Annotated in this window: 6 protein-coding genes; all 6 read left to right on the forward strand. The window is 75.1% G+C overall.

All coding sequences use genetic code 11. The features are described from left to right. Nucleotides 1-121 precede the first annotated feature (121 nt). Entirely contained in the window at nucleotides 122-1,636 is a 1,515-nt protein-coding gene (locus ACRYR7_RS23455) for an ABC transporter ATP-binding protein (protein ID WP_432574638.1), read from the forward strand. Further along, a complete protein-coding gene (locus ACRYR7_RS23460) occupies nucleotides 1,633-2,859 on the forward strand; it encodes an ABC transporter permease (RefSeq protein ID WP_432574631.1) in 1,227 nt (408 codons plus the stop codon). Before ACRYR7_RS23455 ends, ACRYR7_RS23460 begins: the two co-directional genes overlap by 4 nt. Continuing rightward, nucleotides 2,856-4,160, forward strand: coding sequence for an ABC transporter permease (locus ACRYR7_RS23465; RefSeq protein ID WP_432574633.1), 1,305 nt, complete (start codon nucleotides 2,856-2,858; stop codon nucleotides 4,158-4,160). Before ACRYR7_RS23460 ends, ACRYR7_RS23465 begins: the two co-directional genes overlap by 4 nt. Further along, on the forward strand, nucleotides 4,157-4,603 hold the full coding sequence (locus ACRYR7_RS23470) for a cytidine deaminase (protein ID WP_432574635.1): 447 nt from the start codon (nucleotides 4,157-4,159) through the stop codon (nucleotides 4,601-4,603). The genes ACRYR7_RS23465 and ACRYR7_RS23470 overlap by 4 nt, the downstream gene beginning before the upstream one ends. After that, nucleotides 4,600-5,886: a thymidine phosphorylase gene (locus ACRYR7_RS23475; RefSeq protein ID WP_432574636.1), complete on the forward strand. Its 1,287-nt coding sequence runs from the start codon at nucleotides 4,600-4,602 to the stop codon at nucleotides 5,884-5,886. The genes ACRYR7_RS23470 and ACRYR7_RS23475 overlap by 4 nt, the downstream gene beginning before the upstream one ends. A gap of 101 nt (nucleotides 5,887-5,987) precedes the next feature. Then, nucleotides 5,988-6,467, forward strand: a complete 480-nt coding sequence (locus tag ACRYR7_RS23480) for a DUF4190 domain-containing protein (protein ID WP_432574637.1) — start codon at nucleotides 5,988-5,990, stop codon at nucleotides 6,465-6,467. Nucleotides 6,468-6,573 lie beyond the last annotated feature (106 nt).

Consider the following 6,573-nt stretch of genomic DNA (forward strand, 5'->3'; position numbering starts at 1 on the left):
CGCCCGCCGCGGGGCGCGCCGCGCGCGCCGCACCCGCCACCCGCACGACACGCACCACACCGACCGCACGCACGACGCGAACCGCACGCACGAGGCGGGCCACGAGGGGAACGAGGCGCACGTGGAGCTGGAACTCCGGGGCATCACCAAGCGCTTCGGCTCCTTCACCGCCAACGACGGGATCGACCTGACCGTCCGGCCCGGGGAGATCCACGCCCTGCTGGGCGAGAACGGCGCGGGCAAGAGCACGCTGATGAACGTGCTCTACGGGCTCTACACGCCCGACGAGGGGCAGATCCTCGTCGACGGGGAGCCCGTGGCGTTCTCCTCCCCGGGCGACGCGATGGCCGCCGGCATCGGCATGGTCCACCAGCACTTCATGCTGGTGCCGGACTTCACCGCCACCGAGAACATCGTCCTGGGCGCGGAGGTCACCCGCGGCGGGGGCCTGCTGGACCGCCGCCGCGCGCGGGCGCGGGTCGTGGAGACCTCCGAGCGCTTCGGCCTGGCCGTGCCGCCGGACGCGCTGGTGGCCGACCTCGCCGTCGGCGTGCAGCAGCGCGTGGAGATCCTCAAGGCGCTGCTGCGCGAGGCGGAGGTGCTCGTCCTGGACGAGCCCACCGCGGTGCTCACCCCCGCCGAGACCGACGACCTCATGCGCGTCATGCGCGAGCTCGCCGACGCCGGCACCTCCATCGTCTTCATCACCCACAAGCTGCGCGAGGTGCGGGCGGTCGCCGACCGCATCACCGTCATCCGCCGCGGCCGCGTGGTGGGCACCGCCGAGCCCACCGCCTCCCAGGAGGAGCTGGCCGCCCTCATGGTCGGGCGCGACGTGCGCCTGGTCGTGGACAAGGCCCCGGCCGCCCCGGGAGAGCCCGTGCTGGAGCTGGCCGGCGTGCGGGTCACCGACCCCGCCGGCGCCGTCCTGCTCGACGACGTCAGCCTCTCCGTGCGCGCCGGCGAGGTGCTGGCGATCGCCGGCGTCGACGGCAACGGGCAGAGCGAGCTGACCCGCAGCGTCGTGGGCCTGCAGCGCGTCGACGCCGGCAGCGTGCGCGTGGCCGGCGAGGACGTCACCGGCCTGAGCGTGAAGCAGGTCCTGCAGCGCGGCGTGGGCTACGTGCCCGAGGACCGCCTGCACGACGGCCTGGTCGGCTCCTTCAGCATCGCCGAGAACCTCGTGCTGGACCTGGTGGACACCCCCGCCTACTCCGCCGGCGCGGCCGTGGACCGCGCCGCCGTGGCGCGCAACGCGGCCGAGCGGGTGGCCGAGTTCGACATCCGCGCCGGCAGCCCGCAGGCGGCCGTGTCCACCCTGTCCGGGGGCAACCAGCAGAAGGTCGTGCTGGCCCGGGAGATGTCCCGCCCCCTGAAGCTGCTGGTGGTCGCCCAGCCCACCCGCGGCGTCGACGTCGGCAGCCAGGAGTTCGTGCACCAGCGGATCGTCGCCGAGCGCGACCGCGGTGCCGCCGTCCTACTCGTCTCCACCGAACTGGACGAGGTGCGCGCCCTGGCGGACCGCATCGTCGTCATGTACCGCGGCCGCGTCGCCGGGGAGGTCGGCCCCGACGCCGACCCCGAGCACCTGGGCCTGCTCATGGCCGGCGCGCAGCCGCAGGAGGGAACCGCGTGAGCACCGAGGCACCGACGAAGGGCGTCCCGCCCGCGGGACCGGCGGGCTCCGCGCCCCGCCGGCCCGCCCGGCGCGGCAACCTGCTCGTCACCGTCTTCGCCGTGGTGGGCGCCGTGCTCGTCGGGGCGGTCCTCATCGCCGTCGGCGACGCGCGCACGCGCGCCGCGGCGGGCTACTTCTTCACCTACCCGTGGGACACGTTCTCCAACGCCTGGTACGCCGTGCGCGACGCCTACCTGGCGCTGCTGGAGGGCGCGGTCTACAGCCCGGACCTGTCCGGCAAGGGCGCGCTGGGGCCGATCTCCGAGACCCTGGTCAACGCCACGCCGCTGGTCCTGGGCGGCCTGGCGGTCGCGCTGGCGTTCCGGGTGGGCCTGTTCAACATCGGCGGCCAGGGCCAGGTGATCCTCGGGGCGGTCTTCGCCGCCTGGATCGGCTTCGCCTGGGACCTGCCGGTCGTGCTGCACCTGCTCGTCGCCCTCGCCGGCGGCCTGCTGGGCGGGGTGCTGTGGGGCGGGCTCATCGGCTGGCTCAAGGCCCGCACCGGCGCCCACGAGGTCATCACCTCGATCATGCTGAACTACGTCGCGCTGAACCTGCTGAACTTCCTGCTGAGCACCCGCGGCTTCCAGCGCCCGCCGTACGGGCAGGCGATCTCCGAGCAGGTCGCCGGCACCGCCCGCCTGCCGCTGCTGCTGGGCAGCCCGCTGCGCGTGCACGCCGGCCTGCTGCTGGCGGTGCTGGCGGCGGTGGCCGTGCACTGGCTCTTCAGCCGCTCGCGCCTGGGCTTCCGGCTGCGCGCCGTGGGCGCCAACGCCGACGCCGCCCGCACCGCCGGCATGTCGGTGGGCCGGCTGCAGGTCACCGCCATGGCCCTCTCGGGCGGCCTGGCCGGCCTGGCCGGCGCCTCGCAGGTCCTCGGCGTCAGCGGCAGCGTCACCGGCAGCGTCGCCGGCAGCATCGGCTTCGACGCGATCACCGTGGCCCTGCTGGGCCGCAACAACCCCTACGGCGTCGTCGCGGCCGGGCTGCTGTTCGGCGGCCTGCGCGCCGGCGGGGTGCAGATGCAGTCGGCCACCGGCGTGCCGGTGGACCTCGTGGGGGTCCTGCAGGCCCTCATCGTGCTGTTCATCGCCGCGCCCGCCCTGGTGCGGGCCGTCTTCCGGCTGCGCGCCGGCGGCGGCGGCGTGGGCGGCGAGCTGGCCGGGGGGTGGAGCAGGTGAGCGCTCAGCAGCAGGCGCGTCCGGAGGCCGTCGTCGTCCGCGAGGTCGTCGAGCAGCCCGTGGGCCTGCGCCAGCGGGTCGTCGGCGGCGCGGTCCTCGTCCTCGTGGGCGCGGTGACCGTCCTGGGCTGGGGCCTGGGCTCGGGCACCGGCGACGCCACCTTCGCCTTCGGCGGCGGCACCCCCGTGCGGCTGCCCGACCTGACCCTGCCGGGCACGGTGACGGCCGTCGTGCTCGGCGCCGTGGTGGTGCTGCTGGGCCTGTACCAGCTCGCGAGGGGCTTCCGCGCCCGCCGCGGCCCGCTGCTCGTGGGCGTGGCGGTGGCCTGCTTCGTGGTCTCGTTCCTGTGCTGGGCGATGAGCGGCGGGGAGAGCGCCACCATCGACGTGGTGGCCCTGCTGCGCCAGACGCTGTTCCTGGCCACCCCGCTGGTCCTGGGCGCGCTGGCCGGCGTGCTCGGCGAGCGCAGCGGCGTGGTCAACGTCGCCATCGAGGGCCAGCTCCTCACCGGCGCGTTCACCGCCGCGCTCGTCGGCTCGATGGCCGGCAGCCTCGGCGCCGGCGTCGTCGGCGGGGTCCTGTCCGGCGCGCTCGTGGGCTGGCTGCTGGCGGTCTTCGCGATCCGCTACCGCGTCAACCAGGTCATCCTCGGCGTGGTGCTCAACGCCGCCGCCCTGGGCTTCACCGGCTGGGCCTACAAGGCGCTCATGCAGTCCGACACCGAGCGCTACAACGCCCCCGGCGTGCTGCAGCCGCTGCCGGTCCCGGTGCTCTCCGACATCCCCGTCCTCGGGCCGCTGCTGTTCGAGGCGAACGTCGTCGTGTACCTGATGTACGCGCTCATCGTGGCGCTGCAGGTGGTGCTGTTCCGCACCCGCTGGGGCCTGCGCACCCGCGCGGTGGGCGAGCACCCCAAGGCCGCCGCCACCCTGGGCGTGCCGGTGCTGCGCATCCGCTACGTCAACGTCGTCGTCGCCGGCGCGATCGCCGGCCTGGGCGGGGCGTTCCTGTCGGTGGGCACCATCGGCCCCTTCACCGAGAACATGTCCGCCGGCAAGGGCTTCATCGCCCTGGCCGCGGTGATCTTCGGGCGCTGGACCCCGAAGGGCGCCGTGGCGGCCTCGCTGCTGTTCGGCTTCTTCGCCGCCCTGCAGACCCTCGTCGGCGTGCTGCCCTACGGCTCGCTGGTGCCCGCCAGCTTCCTGTCGGCGCTGCCGTACCTGGCGACGCTGTTCGCCGTCGCCGGCTTCGTCGGGCGCGTGCGCGCCCCGGCGGCGAGCGGGGAGCCGTACCCGGCGTGACCCAGGAGAGGACCCCCGTGCCCGAGATCGACTTCGACGCCCTGCGCGGCGCCGCCCGCGAGGCGCTGGCGCACTCGTACTCGCCGTACTCGCGCTTCCCCGTGGGCGCGGCCGCCCTCGTCGACGACGGCCGCGTGGTTTCGGGGGCGAACATCGAGAACGCCTCCTACGGCGTGACGCTGTGCGCGGAGTGCACCCTCGTCGGGCAGCTGCGCATGAGCGGCGGCGGGCGCCTGGTCGCGTTCGCCTGCGTCGACGCCGTGGGCAACGTGCTCATGCCGTGCGGGCGCTGCCGGCAGCTGCTGTTCGAGTTCGGCGGCCCGTCGCTGCTCGTGGACACCCCGCGCGGGGTGCTGCCCATGACCGAGGTGCTGCCCGACGCCTTCGGCCCCCACGACCTCGTCGACCCCGCCCGCCAGGCCCCCCGAGAGGACCGCCCGTGACCCAGCAGTTCGCCGCCGTCGACGTCATCCGCACCAAGCGCGACGGCGGCCGCCTCTCGGACGAGCAGATCGACTGGGTGATCGACGCCTACACGCGCGGGGAGGTCGCCGAGGAGCAGATGTCCGCCCTGGCGATGGCGGTGTTCCTCAACGGCATGTCCCGCGCGGAGGTCGCCCGCTGGACCGCCGCGATGATCGCCTCCGGCTCCCGGCTGGACTTCACCGACCTGCCCCGGCCCAGCGTCGACAAGCACTCCACCGGCGGCGTCGGCGACAAGGTCACGCTGCCGCTGGCCCCGCTCGTCGCCGCGTGCGGGGCGGCCGTGCCGCAGCTGTCCGGGCGGGGCCTGGGCCACACCGGCGGCACGCTGGACAAGCTGGAGTCCATCCCCGGCTGGCGCGCCTCGCTGACCCTGCCGCAGATCCGCGAGCAGCTCGTCGACGTCGGCGCCGTGATCTGCGCCGCCACCGGCGACCTCGCCCCGGCCGACAAGAAGCTCTACGCGCTGCGCGACGTCACCGGTACCGTCGAGGCGATCCCGCTGATCGCCAGCTCCATCATGAGCAAGAAGATCGCCGAGGGCACCAGCGCGCTCGTCCTGGACGTCAAGACCGGTTCCGGGGCGTTCATGAAGGAGCTGGCGCAGTCGGTGGAGCTGGCCGAGGCGATGGTGGCGCTGGGCACCGACGCCGGGGTGCGCACCACCGCGCTGGTCACCGACATGTCCACCCCGCTGGGCCGCACCGCCGGCAACGCGCTGGAGGTGCGCGAGTCCGTGGAGGTCCTCGCCGGCGGCGGGCCCGCGGACCTGGTGGAGGTCACCCTGGTGCTGGCGCGCGAGATGCTCGCCGCCGTGGGCCTGGACGCGGTGGACCCCGCCGACGCCCTGGCCGACGGCCGGGCCATGGACGCCTGGCGCCGCATGGTCGCCGCGCAGGGCGGCGACCCCGACGCGGCCCTGCCGGTGGCCGCGCACACCCACGACGTGCTGGCCACCGCCGACGGGTACCTCACCGAGGTCGACGCCATGGCCGTGGGCGTGGCCGCCTGGCGCCTGGGCGCCGGCCGCGCCCGCCGCGAGGAGGCCGTGCAGGCCGGCGCCGGGGTGGAGCTGCACGCCGTGCGCGGCGAGGCCGTGCGCGCCGGGCAGCGCATCGCCACCCTGCACACCGACACCCCCGAGCGCTTCGCGTGGGCGCTGCAGGCGCTCGAGCCGGGCATCGCCGTCGGTGCGGCCGCGCCCGCCGCGGTGCCGCTGGTGCACCGCCGCATCACGGCCTGATCACTTCCGGTCGGCACCCGGGCGCTGCGGGTGCCGACCCCGCCGGAGCTTGAGACGATCGCGGACCACGCACGACCTGCACACCGAACGGGAGCGAGGCCATGTCGTCCACACCGGGCAACGACCAGTACGGACCGCCGCCGGGCTACGGGCAGCAGCCCGGGTACGGCGCCCCGCAGGGCGGCTACGACCAGCCCTACGGCGCCTCCCCGCGCAACGGCGCCGGTCTCGCCTCGCTGATCCTCGGCATCATCGGCCTGCTGCTGTGCTGGCTGCTCGGGATCGGCATCGTCCCGGGGATCATCGGGCTGATCCTCGGCGTCGTGGGGATGCGCCGCGCCAAGCGGGGCCTGGCCACCAACCGCGGGGTCGCCATCGCCGGTGTCGTCACCAGCGTCATCGCGGTCGTCGCCAGCGCGATCTTCCTGGCCTTCACCATCGCCCTGGGCAACTTCCTGGCGAACAACGGCGGCCAGGACTTCCTGGACTGCGTCTCGCGCGCCGGCCAGGACCAGGCCGCCGCCCAGCAGTGCGCCACCGAGTACGGCGAGAACCTCGACGACGTGACCACTACCAGCTGAGCGCCCCCCGCGAGCGCGGGGCCCCCCCCCGGGGGGGCCCCCGCCGTGCGGGGCGGCCCCGGCACGCCGCCTCGGGCAGGCTCTGGAAAGACTACTACGTCAGCCA

Origin of the sequence: Kineococcus gurbantunggutensis (assembly GCF_050871925.1) — a bacterium.
Lineage (GTDB): Bacteria > Actinomycetota > Actinomycetes > Actinomycetales > Kineococcaceae > Kineococcus.

What these genes read in the sequence shown, in the direction of transcription:
- ACRYR7_RS23480 (WP_432574637.1), top strand. Translation starts at nt 5,988, where the DNA reads ATGTCGTCCACACCGGGCAACGACCAGTACGGACCGCCGCCGGGCTAC.